Consider the following 15,714-nt stretch of genomic DNA (forward strand, 5'->3'; position numbering starts at 1 on the left):
GCTTCAAGCGGCCTGATCGATGGTCAGGCCGCGGACGCCCGCCAGATTGGCGTCGGTCAGGTCGGTCTGACGGGTCTGGGCGCCGTGCAGCGTCGCCCGCCCCAGATCGGCGCCGGCCAGCACCGCGCGTCTCAGGTCGGCCCCGGAAAGGTCTGCACCGCGCAGTATGGCGCCGGTGAGGTCGGCCGGCATCAACCGGTCGGCGGCGATCAGAAGCGGCCCCAGTTGCGCCTCGCGCATGTCCGCTCCGTTCAGTCGCGCGCCCCGCAGGCGCGCCCCGCGCAGGTCGGCGCGACGCAGTTTGGCCGAGCGCAGGTCGGCGTTGTCGAGCTGGGCGCCCTGCAGCTGAACCCCCTCCATATCCAGGCCGTAGAAGACCGCGCCCTTGGCCGACAGGGCGGTCAGGTTCAGGCCCGTGATCGACTTCAGCGGACGCAGGTCGACGCCGTTAAAAACTGACGGCTGCCCCTCCGCGCCGCCGGTCTCGCACCAGCGCGCATGTTCGCGCAGCATCTCGGCGGCGGGCATCTTGTCCACGGATTCGCAGGACGACTTGTTGTCGGTCAGGGCGCCCTGCATGTCGGCGCCGTCGGCGCGCCACATGGTCGTCTTGCAGCCCACAAGGATGGCGTCGCGAAGGTCCGCGCCCGAGAGGTCCGCCCCTGACAGATCGGCGCCGGCGAGGTCGGCCCCGCGGAAATCCGCCTGTTTCAGATTGGCCCGCACCAGCTTGCAGTCCTTCATCACCGCGCCGGAGAAGTCGGCCTTCACGGCGATGACGCCGGCCATCTTGGAGCGTTGAAGATTGGCGCCGGCCAGGCAGGCGCCGCTGGCCTCGGTCTCGTCGCGGTGGCGGGGTTCGATGACCTTGAAGCCCAATCTGGCGTCGGCGGCCGCAATGGTGCCCTCGCGCAGATCCGCCTCGAACAGATCGGCCCCCGACAGGTCCGCCCCACGCAGACAGGCGCCGCGCAGGTCGGAACGGCGCAGGCTGGCCTCGGCCAGGATCGCGTCCTGCATGTCCGCGCCGAAGAAGTTGGCGTTATCCAGCTTGGCCCCGGTCAGATCGCAGCCTTCCAGACAGGCGGCGGCGAAATCGGCGTCGGCCAGATTGCGGCCCTTCAGGCTGAGGCCCGACAGGTCCATCCAGGCGATGACGGCGCGGGCGCCGCCGGGTCGGGCCTGGAACAGCCGATCGTGCCGGGCGCAGATGACGTCCAGCTCCGCCTGCGTCAGGCGCTTTCTAACGAGGGGTTCAGCGGCGAGGGCCATCAGGGCACATTACGCGCCCTGACTTAAGAAACCTTTGAACGGCGAAGCCGCCTCAGACGGTCAGCAGCCCCTGGGCCTGAAGCGCCTCGGCCAGCTCGCCCGGCCCGGTCCACAGGCGCGTATAACCGGCTTCGCCGAGCCGCTTCAGCTCGGTGACCAGATCGGCCTTGGGCGAGGCGACGAACCGGCCATCGAAGCCGGCGCCGTCCTCGCTAATGCGCACCATCGGGCGGCCGGTTTCCAGCCGATGCAGGAAGCCTTCGCACAGGGCCGCGCCCTCTTCGCACATCAGGCCCGTTTCCACGGTCAGCCCTTGCGCGCGTAGCCGCTCCGTGCCGCGCCCGGCCGCAAACGGCGACGGGTCCATACAGGCGATCACCACCCGCGCCACGCCCGCCTCCGTCAGGAAGTGGGCGCAGGACTTGCGGCCCGACGACCGGGCGCCGCAGGGCTCCAGCGTGACATAGACGGTCGAACCGACGACATCCGCGCCAGCGGCGGGCACGGCCTGCTCCTCGGCATGGGGACGACCGCCCGGCGCGGTGGCGGCCTGGGCGATGACCCGGCCGTCCTTGACGATGACGCAGCCGACCGCCGGATTGGGCCAGGTCTCGCCCATCCGGCCGGTCGCCAGGGCGATCGCCTGGGCCATGAAGGCCTGGTCGGCTTCGCTCCAGCTCATGATGCGGTCGGCAATGTCTCGGCGCGAGCGGCGTCGAGGTAGCGGGCGGCGGTGGGCTTCAGATCCCCGTCCAGATCGATCTCCAGCGGATTGCCGGTCGGGATTTCAACGCCGACGATCTGATCGTCCGGCACGCCGAACAGCAGTTTGACGATGGCGCGCAGGGAGTTGCCGTGGGCGGCGATCAGCACGTCCTCTCCCGCCTTCAGGCGCGGCGCGATCTCGGCGTCCCAATAGGGCTTCACCCGATCCAGCGTGGTCTTCAGGCTTTCGGTGTCGGGAATCGCCTTGCCGGCGTAGCGCGGGTCGGCGTTGAAATCGAACTCGCCGCCGGGCGCCAGCGGGGGTGGCGGCACATCATAGCTGCGGCGCCAGATCTTGACCTGGTCTTCGCCGTGTTTCTGGGCCGTCTCGGCCTTGTTCAGTCCCGTTAGACCGCCGTAGTGGCGCTCGTTCAGCCGCCAGTCCTCGATCACCGGCACATCGGTCAGGCCGGCCGCCTGCAACGCCAGGGCGCCGGTGCGCTGGGCGCGCGTCAGGACCGAGGTGAACATCACCGCCGGCTTGAACCCGGCCTCGGCGATCAGTTCACCGCCTCGACGCGCCTGGGCCTCGCCCTCCGCCGTCAGATCGACGTCGACCCAGCCGGTAAAGCGGTTCTCGAGGTTCCACTGGCTCTGGCCGTGGCGAAGCAGGATCAGGCGCGGCATTCGGTCGGTCCTTCGGAATACGGTCATTCGGGGTTAGGACGCCCTCCGAAGTGGGTCAAGGCTCGCGGGCCTCGCCATCGCTTGTCGCGCCGCGCACGCCGGGGTAACGGTCGGATCGATGTCCGACCGTCTTTTCTTTCCCCTGGCGCTCGCCGCCGCCGTCGTGATGATCGCCCTGGCGACCGTCTGGCCCTGATCCTTTAGAAGAGGATCTTGCGCAGATTGATGCGGAAGACGCGCCCCTGCGGGTCCAGATAGTCGCGCTGATAGTTGACCGGCGTCTGACCGTCGCTGCTGGTCACCGAGACGCGGTCGTCGAAGATATTCTGAACGCCGAAGCCGATCCGCGTGCCCTTCAGGAACGGGAAGCGCTCGACCCATGAGGTGCGTTGGGTCAGGTCGGCGAAGGCGAACAGATTGACGGTTGTCCGGCCCGAGAAGTCCAGATCGGGCGAACCTAGCGCGTCGCCATTGACCGTCGTGCCCGAGCGCCAGTTGGCGTTGACGAAGGCGCCCACGCCGTTTCTGGAAAGGCCGGTTTGAAGCTGGACCTCATGGCGCGACTGACCGCCCGAGCCGGAGATGGAATCGCCGTCCAGAAGATCCAGCGGCGCCAGACCGTCGCGAATGGTGACCTCGTCCTGGACACGCCAGGTGTGGGTCAGCGACAGGTTGAAGATCCCTTGGCCAGGCTGCATTCCCGATCCACGCCCGCCGCGCATCCGCCCGCCGCCGCCGGGGCCGCCAGGGCCGCCCGGTCCGCCCATCATCATCATGCCGCCGCCGCCCGGACCGCCGCGTCCGCCCGGCCCACGACCGCCCGCCGCTGCGGGGTTCGGCTTGCCGAAAGGGCGCGAGAAGTTGAAGCCCCATTGAACGTCCTGCTGCTCGCGCTTGAAGAAGTTCAACGGACGGGCGTCGATGGACACCAGATTGCCGTCCGCATCGCGAACGAACCGATCCGGCAGCGCCGCCTCAAGGTCGGGCGTGATGGCCGGGAAGCTGGAGATTTCGTTGTCCGCCTCGGTGCGGGTGTAGGCCAGGTTCAGGCGGAAATCCTTGTCCGACACCGGCTGCCAGTTAATGCCCAGCTTCAGGATGCGCCGATCCTCGGCCTGCAAATTGGGATCGCCGCCGGTAATCCGGTTGATCTCGACGGTCTGGCCGGTGCGGAAGTCGAAGACCGGCGTATTCGGCGTCGATACTGTCGGGTCGTTCAGCTGCTGGACCGTCGGGGCCTTGCCCTCATCGGAATAGTTGGCGGAGAAGGACAGCCGCTCGACCGGCGACCAGTTCAGCCCGGCCCCGACCGAGGACACGCCGCCGAAGTCGGACAGCTCCTGATAGGCCAGATTCAGATTGGCCGACAGATCGCCGATCTTGGGCAGGACGCCGCGCTCGACGTTGGAGATCGGCAGATCGAAGTTGGCCTGGACGCTGCCCGAGTTGCGCGACTGCGAGCGATCCACGGCGACACTTGAACCCAGGCTCTCGGAGAACCGCAGGCTCTCGGAATCCAGCGATTGATAACCGGCCCCGACCTTGAAGGTCGAGGTGATGTCGCCGGCCGGCAGTTCATAAGGACGCCCGTTCAGCACCAGCTCCGCCGTCGCCGTCTGGGCCACGGAGTTGGCGGTGTCGCGCGGATTGACGATGGCCCGGTCGGTCAGGTCGCCGAACGGATTAACGGTCAGATCGCCCGCGATCAGATCCTGCAGCGCATCCGCATCGACGCCGCGTCCCGTCGTGGTGTCGGTCTCGACACGGCTGTATTCCCCCGTCGCCGTCCAGCGCCAGTCACCCACATAGCCGTCGAACACGGTGCCCAGTTCGGCGGTGCGCGTATCGGTCTTGCGCGTCAGAGCCCCGGGCAGGTCCAGATAGCTGAACAGATTGATTTCCTGGCCGGTCGGCGAGAACGGATTGGTCCCCGGCACAGTCAGCTGAACATTGGGCAGGCCCTGATAGCTGTAGCTGTTGGAGTCCTCCACGCTGCCGCTCAGCGTCATGCCAACCTTGTCGTTCAGGTCGTGCTTGTAGGTTCCCGACACCGACAGCTCGTCCGTCTTGGGCAGCAGGGTGCGATAGGCGTTGGCCAGTTCGCTGTCGCCGCCCGTCGTCGCGCTGCGATCGATGTCGCGCTCGGTCTCGAACAGGGTGTTGGAGGTCGTGCCGTTGATATCGACTGACCAGCGGTCCGAGCCGGCGATGCGCAGGACGTTGTTCTCGCTGGCGGTGGTCGTGCGACCGCCCTGCTCGGGCCGGCTGACGTTGACCGAGGCGGTCAGGGACTTGAAGTCCGCCTTCAGCACGATGTTCACCACCCGCTGATTGGCGCTGTAGCCATAGGACAATGCGGTCTCTTCCGGCAGGACGTCGAACCGCTCGATGGCCTCGGGCGGAATGCCGCGGATTTCGCGGAAGCCCGAGATACGCCGCCCGTTGACCAGGAAGACCGGAGACCCGCCGCGCGCGCTGCGGGTCTGGGCCTCCAGCAGGGTAATCAGTTCGCCGATGTTGGTCGCGCCGAACGCCTGAATCTGGGCGGAGTCATAAGAGACGATCGGTTCCTGCCCGCCCAGGGCCACCCCGCGCCGCGCCGCCGTCACCTCCACGTCCGGCAGAACGACCGTCGGCTCCTCCTGCTGGAACTGCGCCTGAGCTTCTACGGGTTCGGCCTCGGTGGTTTGGGCCTGGACAGGCTGGACGACACCGGCGGCGGGGGCCAGCGCAAGCAGGAAAAGCGCGGTCTGGGTCATGGAACGACGATCCGGGAGATGATTTCAGACCTTGTCAGGACGGGACAAACATGGCCGCAAGACGACACAATTCATGAACAAAGTGAAAGCGTTGCGCGCTCTCAACAGAAAGCAAAAACCTGCGACGGAAAGCGCGCCACAGCGCGTTAAAGACTGTTGGGTTGCATTCTGAAGGCGGCGCGCAAGGCGCGCGCAAACAGCAGTCTTGGCCCAACCTCGGAGTCCAGCGATGAAGACTCCGCGTTGACCGCCTCCGGGCTTTCGGCTATAGGCCCGCCCTCTTGAGATTTCCGCGCCGTGGACGTGTGCTCCGCGGCGTTTTCCGTTCGAAGGTTTGACATGGCCAACAACCCCGGCGCCCGCAAGGCGATCCGCAAGATCGAAGCGCGTACCGAAGTGAACAAGGCGCGCCGTTCGCGCGTCCGCACCTATCTGCGCAAGTTCCAGGAAGCTCTGGCCGGCGGCGACGCCGCCGTCGCCAAGACCGCCTTCATCGAGGCTCAGTCCGAGCTGATGCGCGCCGTCTCCAAGGGCGTCGTTCACAAGAACACCGGCTCGCGCAAAGTCTCGCGCCTGGCCGCCCAGCTGAAGAAGCTGTCGGCCGCCTGAGCCAAAATTAATCCAACAGCAAACGGAGCAGCTGTCGCTGTTTCGTTGTGGGATTATCAAGCAAGATCAACGGCGAAGGCGCGCAAGCTCCTTCGCCGTTTTGCGTTGCGGCGCTAACTGTCAAAATTTAAAACTACGATCGACGAGCCTCGATCTCTCCGAAATTCCAAGCGGCGTCAGGGTTTGGCGGAGTCAAACAATTTAACTGCGAATCGACCAACGAATCAGCGTTGACCCACCCGGCTCTCGGCGTAAGTTTTGGCCTCTAACGCACTTCCATCCCAGCACGGATGAAGACGGCGCGGAGCTTAGGTTTCGCGTCGGCGGGAGATGTCTGTTCAGAGGTTAGACCCCGTCCGAAAAGCCTAGCTTTTCGGCGCAGGAGAAGTCGTCCCTGAACCATCGCCCTGAAGCGCGGAAGGTCGGAATGGTTCTTCTAAGGTGGGCGGGCAAAGATGGTTGGGGGCGCAACGGCGATGGCAGGCGGAACGAAGACGTCGGGACTGACGGATCCGGACCGCATCTGGAGCGAGGCCTCCGTGCGCCTGCGCGCTGAAATCGGCGATGGCCCCTTCTCCTCCTATATCGCTCCGTCGGCCGTCCGCCTGGACAACGCCGGCCATCTGATCCTGGTCACCCCGACCGCCTATGCCCGCGACTGGGTGCGCAAGAACGCCCTGCGTCGCATGAACGAGCTGTGGCTGGGCCTGGACGGCCTGTCGCGCCGCCTCGAGGTGCGTTGCCGCGCCGAAGTGGGTTCGGCCCCGCCGGCCTCGGCCGTGATGCCGGGCACTGTGGTGGACGCCGCCCCGCGCCTGGCCGCCTTCGCCGCCTCGCCGCAGATGGCGCCTGCCGCCCCCATCAGCGCTGACGGCGCTCGCGCCGTGCGCGCCGCCGGTCTGCAGGATCGCCTGACGTTCGACAGCTTCGTCGAGGGTCAGGGCAACGCCTTCGCCCTGGCCATCGCCAAACAGGTGGCCAGCTGGGCCGACGGTCACTTCAACCCCGTCTTCTTCTGCGGCCCCTACGGCTACGGCAAGACCCACCTGCTGAACGCCATCGCCTGGGAGGCCCAGCGTCTGCGGCCCGAGGCCAAGGTGGTCTATCTGACCGCCGAACGCTTCCTGTCGACCTTCGTCAAGGCGATGCAGGACCGCTCGACCGCCGTCTTCAAGGAAAGCCTGCGCTCGGCCGACATGCTGCTGCTGGACGACGTCCAGTTCGTGGGCGGCAAGACGTCGACCCAGGAAGAACTGCTCTCGACCCTGACCGCCCTGATCGAGGACGGCAAACGCATCGTCTTCTCGGCCGACCGTGCGCCCATGGCCCTGACCGAGGTCGAGCCGCGCCTGCGCAGCCACCTCGCCGCCGGCCTGACCTGCCCGGTCGAGGCAGGCGACCGCGAGCTGAAGATCGCCGTGGCCCAGAACCGTCTGAAGGCGCTGTCGGCTCTGGGCGTCGTCCAGGGCGAGGCCAACCCTGAGGTCCTGGCCCAGCTGGTGGACCGCACCCCCGGCTCGATGCGCGAGCTCGAGGGCGCCGTGAATACCCTGGCCGCCGCTGCGGGCGCGCGCCTGTCGTCGGTGTCGGTCGACGAAGCCTCGACCTTGCTGGGCATGGCCATGCGCGGCGGGCCCGAGCGCCGCATCACCGTGGACGAGATTCAGAAGACGGTCGCCGACCACTTCAACATGAAACAGGCCGACCTGCTCAGCGAACGCCGCACCCGTTCGGTCGCCCGCCCGCGCCAGATCGCCATGTATCTGTGCAAGCAGCACACGACCCGCTCCTACCCCGACATCGGTCGCCGTTTCGGCGGGCGCGACCACACCACGGTCCTGCACGGCGTGCGCAAGATCGAGGAGCTGATGCCGCAGGACGATCAGATCGCCCGCGACGTCGAGGCCCTGACGCGCAAGCTGCGGGGCTGATTTCGAGCGGCGAGTGACGCGTGGCGAGTGACGAGTGAGGAGAAACTGTCTCCTCCTACCGAGTTGCCCCCAATATCCACTCGCCACTCGCCACTAACCACGCGCCACTTCCTTGCAGCCCGCGCCCAATCCGCTAGTGTCCCAGGTCACTTAACCGCAGCCGCCTTGCGAGTCGGCCGCGCCGGGCGAGACGACATGCAGCTGACCATCGAACGATCCGCGCTCCTGAAGGCCCTGGGCCACGTGCAGAGCGTCGTCGAACGTCGAAACACCATTCCGATCCTGTCCAACGTCCTGCTGAGCGCGGGCCGCGACCGGCTGGCCTTCGCCGCCACCGATCTGGACATGGAGATGGTGGACGAGGCCGAGGCCCAAGTTCAGGTCGAGGGCCAGATCACGGCCCCCGCCCACACCCTGTACGAGATCGTGCGCAAGCTGCCGGAAGGCGCCGAGGTCTCGCTGCTCTATTCGGGCGACGATCCCCGCCTGGTCGTCTCGGCCGGCCGGTCGCGCTTCAACCTGCCGGTCCTGCCGGCGGGCGACTTCCCCGTCATGTCCACCGACAGCGCCGGCGCCTCCTATGTCCTGCCCAAGGAGGATCTGGCCCGCCTGATCGACAAGACGCGGTTTGCGGTCTCGACCGAGGAAACGCGCTACTATCTGAACGGCCTGTATCTGCACACGGTCGCCGAGGCCGGCATTCCTCTGTTGCGCGCCGTCGCCACCGACGGCCACCGCCTGGCCCTGGCCGAGACCCCGGCGCCCGAGGGCGCGGCCGGCGGCCCCGGCGTGATCGTGCCGCGCAAGACGGTGGATCAGGTCCGTCGCCTGTTGGACGACGCCGGCGCACCCGTAGAGGTCACCGTCTCGGCCCAGAAGATCCGCTTCCAGATGGGCGAGGCGTCCCTGACCTCCAAGGTCATCGACGGCGCCTTCCCCGACTATCTGCGCGTCATCCCGCGCGGCAACGACAAACAGGCCGACATCGACAACGCCCTGTTCGCCAAGGCCGTCGACCGCGTCGCCACCATCTCGGCCGAGAAGAGCCGTTCGGTGAAACTGGCGTTCGACAACGACCGGGTGAAGCTGACCGTGCGCAACATGGAAGCCGGCCAGGCCGAGGAAGAGGTCGAGATCGGCTATTCCGACGAACCGTTTGAGATCGGCTTCAACGCCCGCTACCTGCTGGACGTCGCCGGCCAGATCACGGGCGAAAACGCCGCCTTCCGCTTCGCCGACCCCGCCTCCCCGACCCTGGTGCTCGATCCGGGCGATCCCGGGGTCCAGTATGTGCTGATGCCGCTTCGGGTGTAATCCTGCCTCACGCGCGTTAGAGAGCGAGCGTGATCACCTCCCTCACCCTCACCGACTTCCGCTCCTATGCAGGGGCGCGGCTGGAAATGACCTCCGGGCCTGTGGTGCTTCACGGCCCAAACGGGGCGGGCAAGACCAATCTTCTGGAGGCGATCAGCCTTCTGACCCCCGGCAAGGGGCTGCGCGGCGCCACCGCCGCCGAGATGGGCCGGCGCGAGCCGGGCGAGGCGACAGGACGCGCCTGGGCGGTCATGGTCGAACTGGACGACGAGACGCGGCTGGGCACTGGCGTTCAGACGGCGGGCGCGGCGCGGCGCATCGTGCGGATCGACGGCGAGACGGCCCAGCCCGGGCGACTGCTCGACTATCTGCGTCCCGTCTGGGCGACGCCGGAACAGGACCGGCTGTTCTCGGACGCGCGCGCCGAGCGGTTGAAGTTCTTCGACCGACTGGTCTTCGCCGCCGATCCCGATCACGCCGCCAGCGTCTCCGCCTACGAAAAGGCGCTGCGCGAGCGTCTGCGCCTGCTGAACGACGCTCAAGACGGGCGTGAAGCCGACCTCGTCTGGCTGGACGCGCTGGAGCTTCGGCTGGGCGAGGCCGGAGCCCGCGCCGCCCTCGCCCGCGTCGCCGCCCTGCACGCGCTTCAGGCCGCCATCGACGCCCGCAGCGATCGTCCCTTCCCCCAGGCCGACCTGGGTCTGGACGGCGCCGCCGAACAGATGGCCGAAGCGGGCGCCGAGGAGGACGAGATCGCCGCCGCCATCCGCGAGGGCCTGGCCAAGGCCCGCGCCCGCGACGGCGCCGCCGGCCGCTCGCTGTTCGGGCCGCATCGCACCGACCTGACCGCGCTTCACCGCGAGAAACAGCGCCCTGCGGCCGAGGGCTCTTCGGGTGAGCAGAAGGCCTTGGTCCTGAACCTAATTTTGGCTCAGATCGCGCGGCTTTCAGATCATGCTGCGCGCCCGATCCTGCTGCTGGACGAAGCCCCCGCCCACCTCGACGAGGCACGCCGCACGGCCCTATTCGACGAGATCACGGCGCTGGATCTGCAGGCCTTCATGACCGGGACCGAACGCGACCTGTTCGCCGGTCTGGAAGGCCGCGCCCAGTTCGTCCGCGTGGCCGGCGGCGCGCTGGAAACCGACTAGGCTCTAATCGCGGAATTCCTCGCTTTTTCGCCGGAATTTCCTATATGTTGAGGGCTTCGGCGCGGTGCGATCCCGCCGTCGATTCGAGCGCCGGGTCCGGCGCTCCATCCCCGTCCCGGTCGGGACTTCAGAGCCAATGACTTCATGACCGATCCGATTGCCGACCTGCCCGAATACGGCGCCGATTCCATCAAGGTTCTCAAAGGCCTGGACGCCGTGCGCAAACGCCCCGGCATGTATATCGGCGACACCGACGACGGCTCGGGCCTGCACCACATGGTCTATGAGGTGGTCGATAACGCCATCGACGAGGCCTTGGCCGGCCACGCCGACCTGGTCCAGGTCATCCTGAACAGCGATGGCTCGGTCACCGTGACCGACAACGGCCGCGGCATTCCCACAGGCATCCACGAAGGCGAAGGCGTCTCGGCGGCCGAGGTCATCATGACCCAGCTGCACGCCGGCGGTAAGTTCGACCAGAATTCCTACAAGGTGTCCGGCGGTCTGCACGGTGTGGGCGTGTCCGTGGTCAACGCCCTGTCCGACTGGCTGGAGCTGAAAATCTATCGCGACGGCAAGGCGCACCAGATGCGCTTCGAGCGCGGCGACACGGTCAAGTCGCTGGAAGTCACCGGCGACGCCCCCATTCGCCAGGACACCGGCAAGCCGCTGAGCGGGACCGAGGTCACCTTCTTCCCGTCCGTCACGACCTTCAGCCACATCGATTTCGACCTGAAGACGCTGGAACACCGTCTGCGCGAATTGGCCTTCCTGAACTCGGGCGTGGTCATCAAGCTGGCCGACCAGCGCCACGCCGAGCCGGTCGAGATGATCCTGCACTACGAGGGCGGGGTCGAAGCCTTCGTGCGCCACCTCGACAAGTCCAAGACGCCGATCCTGAAGGACGTCATCGTCATTCGCGGCAAGAAGGAAGGGATCGAACTGGATCTCGCCCTGTGGTGGAACGACAGCTACCACGAGACCATGCTGTGCTTCACCAACAACATCCCCCAGCGGGATGGAGGCACCCACCTGTCGGCCTTCCGCGCCAGTCTGACGCGCGTCATGGGCGGCTATATCGAGAGCTCGGGCGCCGGCAAGAAGGAGAAGGTCTCCGTCACCGGCGAGGATGCGCGCGAGGGTCTGACCTGCGTCCTGTCGGTCAAGGTGCCGGATCCCAAGTTCAGCTCGCAGACCAAGGACAAGCTGGTCTCCTCCGAAGTGCGTCCGGCCGTCGAAAGCCTGTGTTCGGAAGGCCTGGCGACCTGGTTTGAGGAACACCCCGTCGAGGCCAAGCAGATCGTGGCCAAGATCATCGAGGCGGCGTCGGCGCGTGAGGCCGCCCGCAAGGCCCGCGACCTGACGCGGCGCAAGTCCGCGCTGGAAATCTCGAGCCTGCCGGGCAAGCTGGCCGACTGCCAGGAACGCGATCCCGCCAAGTCCGAACTGTTCATCGTCGAGGGCGATTCCGCCGGCGGCTCGGCCAAACAGGCGCGCAACCGCGAGAACCAGGCCGTCCTGCCCCTCCGCGGCAAGATCCTGAACGTCGAGCGCGCGCGCTTTGACCGGATGCTGTCGTCGGACCTGATCGGCACGCTGATCCTGGCGCTGGGCACCGGCATCGGCCGCGACGATTTCAACGCCGACAAGCTGCGATATCACAAGATCATCCTTATGGCGGACGCCGACGTCGACGGCGCCCACATCCGCACCCTGCTGCTGACCTTCTTCTATCGTCAGATGCCCGAGCTGATCACGCGCGGCCACGTCTATATCGCCCAGCCGCCCCTCTATAAGGTCTCCAAGGGCAAGCAGTCGCGCTACCTGAAGGATCAGGCCGAGATGGACGCCTATCTGATCGAGGAAGGTTCGTCGGAGGCCGAGCTGGATCTGTCCACCGGCGAGCGTCGACTGGGTCTGGACCTGCAATCCCTGGTGCGCGAGGCCAAGGCCTTCAGCGCCAGCGTCGATCGCCTCAGCCAGCGCGCCCCCGCCTTCGCCATCGAACAGGCGGCGCTCGCCGGTCTGTTCGCCGAGCATTCGGACATGGCGACCGCCTCGGCCGCCGCCGCCGTGCGCCTCAACCTCTACGCCGAAGAGGGCGATGGCGAGTGGACGGGCGCGCCGGGCGAACAGGGCGCCGTGGTCTTCACCCGCACCCGTCGCGCGGTACAGGAGACCATCGTGCTGGAGGAGACCCTGATCCGCTCGCTGGACGCCCGTCGTCTGGCCGAACGCGCAGCCGCTTTCGACGGCGTCTTCGTCGCCCCCGCCACCTACCGCCGCAAGGACAAGTCCACGACCATTCGCGGTCCGCTGGACCTGCTGACCGCCGTGCTGGACGCCGGCAAGAAGGGCCTGTCGATCCAGCGCTACAAGGGCCTGGGCGAGATGAACCCCGAGCAGTTGTGGGAGACGACGCTGGACGTCAACGCTCGTACCCTGCTGCAGGTCTCGGTCGAGCACGAGGAAGACGCCAACGACCTGTTCGCCAAACTGATGGGCGACGTGGTCGAACCCCGCCGCGAGTTCATCCAGGACAACGCCCTGGACGCCGCCGTCGACGTCTGACGGCGACGACGACGCGGACGCTCGTCGTCATCAGAACTCCTCCCAGTCGGATTGGACGGCGGCGATGGCGGCCTGTCCGCCGCCTGCGGCCATGCGGGCGCGGGCGGGGGCGGCGTGGGCGCGGGCGAAGCTTTCGACGCGCGCCTTCATCTGCTGGACGGCGGGCTGATGGATCGGTGTGGGGGCCTTGGCGGCGACCTGGCTGGTCTCGAAGCGGCCGACCAGTTCGGCCAATTCGGCGGCCTCGCGGCTCAGGCTCAGACTGGCGGCGGTCGACTGTTCGACCATGGCCGCGTTCTGCTGGGTGACCTGATCCATCTGGTTCACGGCGGTGTTGACCTCGGCCAGACCCACCGCCTGTTCCTGGGTCGAGGCGCGGATCTCGCTCATCAGGGTGGTGATCTCCTCGATCCGGCCCGCAATGCCCGCCAGGGCCTCGCCCGACTGGCGGACCAGAACCACCCCGTCCTTGACCTGGCTGGAGCTGGCCGAGATGAGCGTCTTGATCTCCTTGGCCGAGTCCGCCGAACGCTGGGCCAGGGCGCGCACTTCCGAGGCGACGACGGCGAAGCCGCGACCGGCCTCGCCGGCGCGCGCGGCCTCGACCCCGGCGTTCAGGGCCAGAAGATTCGTTTGGAAGGCGATCTCGTCGATGACGCCGATGATCTGGCTGATCTGATCCGACGAACGCTCGATCTCGCCCATGGCGGCGACGGCCTTCTGCACGACCACGCCGCCGGTTTCGGCCTGGCTGCGTCCTTGGGTGACGACCCCGTCCGCCGCCTGGGCGTTCTCGGCGGTCTTGCGCACGGTCGCGGTGATCTGGTCCAGCGCGGCGGCGGTTTCCTCCAGGCTGGCGGCCTGTTGTTCGGTGCGGCGCGACAGGTCCTCGGCGGCGCTGCTGATCTCCTGTGCGCCCGACTGCATCGATCCGGCGTTCGTTCCGATCACCCCGACCGCCTCGTCCAGAGCGCCCATGGCCTGGTTGAAGTTGGCGCGCAGGACGGCGTAGTCGCCGGGGAACTCATCCTGGATGCGATAGGACAGGTCGCCCGCCGCCATGGCCGACAGGCCCTTGGCCGTGCCCGCGACGACCGCGGCCTGGACCTGGGCGGCCTCGCGCTCGATCTCGGCGCGGCGCTCGCGCTCCTGCTCCACCGCAGTCACGTCCATGGCGAACTTGACCACCTTGTAGGGGCGGCCGTCCTTGTCGAGGATCGGATTGTAGCTCGCCTCGATCACGACGCGCTTGCCGCCCTTGCCGTAGCGCACGAACTTGTCGGCGACGAACTCGCCGGCGTTCAACCGACGCCAGAACTCGGCATAGGCAGGGCTCTGCGCCTCCGACGGATCGACGAACATACGGTGATGCCGCCCCACGATCTCGCCGAGCTCATAGCCGATGACCGACAGGAAGTTCGCATTCGCCTCGCGCACCGTCCCATCCAGGTCGAACTGGATCACCGCCTGAGACCGATCCACCGCGGCCACGAGACTATGGATTTCCGCCTCTACCGCCTGCTGCGCTCTGCGTGTCTTGAAACCAAGGCCGAACATCATCTTCTCCTGTCGGCTCGAGGGATGAGACCGAGCGCCCTCTTCGCTCCGAAAACTTAATATTGATTATATCAAGCACGATTTATTTATCGTTTATGATGTTAGCGTCTGTGTCTTTCTCGCTGGGATTGGGCCAATGACCTCGTCGCAACAGCCGATCGCACCGGACGATCTTGCCGAACTGCATGTCGATCAGCAGCTCTGCCTTGCCCTGCAAACCAGCAGTAGCCTCATCACGCGGCTTTACCGCAGGCTTCTGACCCCGCTTGGCCTCACCCATCCCCAGTATCTGGTTCTCATCGCGCTGTGGGAGTTCGACGGCCCAATGACGATGGGCGACCTCGGCGACCGCATCTCGATGGAGACGGGATCACTGACGCCGCTGGTCAAGCGCATGGAGGCGGCCGGGCTCGTCACGCGCAAACGCGACGAACGCGATGAGCGACGGGTCTGGGTGGAAACGACAGCGAAGGGGAACGGGCTGCGTCACGACCTCCTGCGCGTTCGACGCGAAGTCGTCCACCAACTCCCGGTCACGTCCGAACAGATCGCCGCGCTCAGGCGTCTCCTGCAAGACATGAACGAGGCTTTGACATAGTCTCGCCCGCCCTGTCGCATCCGGACGATCTTACCGCACTTGCGGGTCTACTGACCGCGTCCGCCGGCGATGAAGGCCTGGATAGTCGGAAAGGCCGCCGTCTGAGGCCGCATGTCCTCGCAGGCGAAGTGCTTGATCGCGCCGTAGATGCTGGTGCTCGTCGTCGCCTCCCACGGCGTGTCCTCGGAATAGCGGTCGGTCTCCACGCCATCCGCGCCGTAGGTGACTGTCGCCCCGGAACGCGACTGGCCGTCCGAACAGCGCACCATGACCTCTTCGGTCTCATGGTTGAGACTGATCGCCTCGCCGCGCGCGGGCACCCGCGCCATCCGCGTCGTCGCCACGCCGTCCACCGGCGTCAGCGCATCGGTATCTACGAGATAAACGGTAGAATCGCTGCGCGAAAAAACGGCCCAGCTTTCGGCCGCCGATGGCGATGCGATCGCCGCCGTCGCCAGGATCGCCGCCACGCCGATGGTTCTGATCATCCTCTTCCCTCCCCAGGCAAGACGATCATTTCATACCCGCGCGAGCGAGAATTCAATCTCTCCCGGAGGCTT

At 66.9% G+C, this 15,714-nt stretch carries 12 protein-coding genes; 6 read left to right on the plus strand and 6 right to left on the minus strand.

Features of this window, described 5'->3' with window-relative positions:
• Window positions 1-3 precede the first annotated feature (3 nt).
• From DT343_RS09775 to DT343_RS09790, 4 genes are all read right to left on the minus strand, one after another.
• A complete protein-coding gene (locus DT343_RS09775) occupies window positions 4-1,272 on the minus strand; it encodes a pentapeptide repeat-containing protein (RefSeq protein ID WP_112862743.1) in 1,269 nt (422 codons plus the stop codon).
• Between the two features lie 52 nt (window positions 1,273-1,324).
• Complete coding sequence (locus DT343_RS09780) at window positions 1,325-1,954, minus strand: bifunctional diaminohydroxyphosphoribosylaminopyrimidine deaminase/5-amino-6-(5-phosphoribosylamino)uracil reductase RibD (protein ID WP_039246330.1); 630 nt, start codon at window positions 1,952-1,954, stop codon at window positions 1,325-1,327.
• Complete coding sequence (gpmA, locus tag DT343_RS09785; protein ID WP_112862744.1) at window positions 1,951-2,664, minus strand: 2,3-diphosphoglycerate-dependent phosphoglycerate mutase; 714 nt, start codon at window positions 2,662-2,664, stop codon at window positions 1,951-1,953. The genes DT343_RS09780 and gpmA overlap by 4 nt, the downstream gene beginning before the upstream one ends.
• Before the next feature lie 200 nt (window positions 2,665-2,864).
• On the minus strand, window positions 2,865-5,423 hold the full coding sequence (locus DT343_RS09790; RefSeq protein WP_112862745.1) for a TonB-dependent receptor plug domain-containing protein: 2,559 nt from the start codon (window positions 5,421-5,423) through the stop codon (window positions 2,865-2,867).
• A 339-nt stretch (window positions 5,424-5,762) separates the two neighbouring features.
• On the opposite strand from DT343_RS09790, the gene rpsT reads away from it, so the two are divergent.
• The 5 genes from rpsT to gyrB all read left to right on the plus strand — a co-directional run bounded on the left by rpsT (window position 5,763) and on the right by gyrB (window position 12,999).
• Window positions 5,763-6,032 carry a 30S ribosomal protein S20 gene (gene rpsT, locus DT343_RS09795; RefSeq protein ID WP_017505938.1) on the plus strand — a complete coding sequence of 90 codons (270 nt, stop codon included), beginning with the start codon at window positions 5,763-5,765 and terminating at the stop codon, window positions 6,030-6,032.
• A gap of 455 nt (window positions 6,033-6,487) precedes the next feature.
• The gene (gene dnaA / locus DT343_RS09800; protein ID WP_439897223.1) at window positions 6,488-7,963 is read left to right on the plus strand and encodes a chromosomal replication initiator protein DnaA; all 1,476 of its coding nucleotides are present in this window, start codon (window positions 6,488-6,490) and stop codon (window positions 7,961-7,963) included.
• Window positions 7,964-8,158: 195 nt separating this feature from the next.
• Window positions 8,159-9,277, plus strand: a complete 1,119-nt coding sequence (dnaN, locus tag DT343_RS09805; protein WP_017505940.1) for a DNA polymerase III subunit beta — start codon at window positions 8,159-8,161, stop codon at window positions 9,275-9,277.
• 29 nt (window positions 9,278-9,306) lie between these two features.
• Window positions 9,307-10,428, plus strand: coding sequence for a DNA replication/repair protein RecF (recF, locus tag DT343_RS09810; RefSeq protein ID WP_112862747.1), 1,122 nt, complete (start codon window positions 9,307-9,309; stop codon window positions 10,426-10,428).
• Between the two features lie 144 nt (window positions 10,429-10,572).
• The gene (gene gyrB / locus DT343_RS09815; RefSeq protein ID WP_112862748.1) at window positions 10,573-12,999 is read left to right on the plus strand and encodes a DNA topoisomerase (ATP-hydrolyzing) subunit B; all 2,427 of its coding nucleotides are present in this window, start codon (window positions 10,573-10,575) and stop codon (window positions 12,997-12,999) included.
• Window positions 13,000-13,029: 30 nt separating this feature from the next.
• Here gyrB and DT343_RS09820 read toward each other — a convergent pair whose 3' ends face one another.
• Window positions 13,030-14,556 (minus strand): methyl-accepting chemotaxis protein, encoded by a 1,527-nt coding sequence (locus DT343_RS09820; protein WP_220116673.1) that lies wholly within the window; start codon window positions 14,554-14,556, stop codon window positions 13,030-13,032.
• 136 nt (window positions 14,557-14,692) lie between these two features.
• Here DT343_RS09820 and DT343_RS09825 point away from each other — a divergent pair, with 136 nt between their 5' ends.
• A complete protein-coding gene (locus tag DT343_RS09825; protein ID WP_112862750.1) occupies window positions 14,693-15,154 on the plus strand; it encodes a MarR family winged helix-turn-helix transcriptional regulator in 462 nt (153 codons plus the stop codon).
• A 47-nt stretch (window positions 15,155-15,201) separates the two neighbouring features.
• On the opposite strand, the gene DT343_RS09830 is transcribed toward DT343_RS09825, so the two are convergent.
• Window positions 15,202-15,642 carry a hypothetical protein gene (locus DT343_RS09830; protein WP_112862751.1) on the minus strand — a complete coding sequence of 147 codons (441 nt, stop codon included), beginning with the start codon at window positions 15,640-15,642 and terminating at the stop codon, window positions 15,202-15,204.
• Between the last annotated feature and the right edge of the window lie 72 nt (window positions 15,643-15,714).

The organism is Brevundimonas vesicularis, from assembly GCF_900445985.1.
Lineage (GTDB): Bacteria > Pseudomonadota > Alphaproteobacteria > Caulobacterales > Caulobacteraceae > Brevundimonas > Brevundimonas vesicularis_D.